The 1,425-nt window shown below is 61.8% G+C and carries 1 pseudogene; it reads left to right on the top strand.

Annotated elements, in window-relative coordinates:
• A pseudogene (locus OP496_RS17750) lies at positions 1-1,385 on the top strand (alpha-amylase family glycosyl hydrolase); the annotation flags it as partial.
• Between the last annotated feature and the right edge of the window lie 40 nt (positions 1,386-1,425).

Below are 1,425 nucleotides of genomic sequence, written 5' to 3'. Positions count from 1 at the left end.
ACTTGATGGTCGATCTGGTCATCAATCACGTCTCGCGGGAATCGCTGTGGTTCGTCGACTACCTGGCCGGCACCCAGCCAGGACGCGACTATTTCATCGAGATGGACCCGAGCACCGACCTGTCGTAGGTCACACGGCCACGCAGCTCGCCACTGCTGGTGCCGGTTTCCACGCGCCGCGGGACACGCTATCTGTGGTCGACATTCTCCGAGGACCAGATCGATCTCAACTTCGCCAATCCCGATGTGCTCATCGAGTTCATCGGCATCATGCTCTACTACGTGGAACAGGGGGCGCGCATCATCCGCCTCGACGCCATCGCCTATCTATGGAAGGAAGTCGGCACCTCGTGCATCCACCTGCCGGAAACCCATGCCGTAGTGCGACTGCTGCGCGCCGTGCTCGACTACCTCGCCCCCGGCACGCTGCTGATCACCGAAACCAACGTGCCACACCGCGAGAACATGAGTTATTTCGGCCTCGAGCGCCTCGACGACGCCACGTCGGATGCGCCCGCGCAGCCCGACGAAGCGCACATGATCTATCAGTTCACGTTGCCGCCACTGCTGGTGCATACGCTCACCAGCGGCGATGCCACGGCGCTGGAAGCCTGGGCACGCAGCCTTCCCGCGTTGCCGCCCGGCTGCACCTATTTCAACTTCACCGCCAGCCATGACGGGATCGGCGTGCGCGCACTGGAAGGGCTGTTACCGCCCCACGAGATCGACGCCATGCTCGAGCTCATGCATCGCTTCGGCGGGTATGTGAGCATGAAGGCCAACGCCGATGGCAAGGACACGCCTTACGAGGTCAACATCACCTACTTCGATGCGCTACGTGGTACACGTCGCGGCGCCGATCCCTGGCAGGTGGAACGTTTCCTGTGCAGCCAGCATTTGATGCTCGCGCTACAGGGCGTACCGGGCATCTATTTCCACTGCCTGACCGCTACGCTCAATGACCACGAGGGTGTCGAGCGCAGCGGACAATTGCGCACCATCAACCGCCGGCGCTGGGAGAAAGAAGCATTAGATGAACTGCTCGATAGCCGCAACACCCCCACACGCGAGGTGTTCATGGCCTTGCGGCGGCGCCTCAGGCTGCGTACCCAAGAGCCCTGTTTTCACCCCGAGGTCGAACAGCACATTCTCGATACTCCCCCCACACTCTTCGCTGTGCAGCGAGGACCGCTGGCCAATGGACGCCGCCTGCTCGCGGTCTACAACGTCACCGACAAACGTCAGCCACTGCCCTTGCCCGATCTCGACGAAGACGGCTGGTACGACCTGCTTACCGATGCTCCTTGGGATGCAAAGGCCCCGCGTGAACTGCGTCCTTATCGCAGTCTATGGCTCGTACAACGACCCGGTACACCCACCGCCTGATGCTTGCCGACACGACCGGCACTAGGTAGAGTAATTAGCG

It is taken from the genome of Chromohalobacter sp. 48-RD10 (assembly GCF_029889785.1).
Taxonomy (GTDB): Bacteria; Pseudomonadota; Gammaproteobacteria; order Pseudomonadales; family Halomonadaceae; genus Chromohalobacter.
This window is presented reverse-complemented; position numbering and strand designations above follow the sequence as displayed.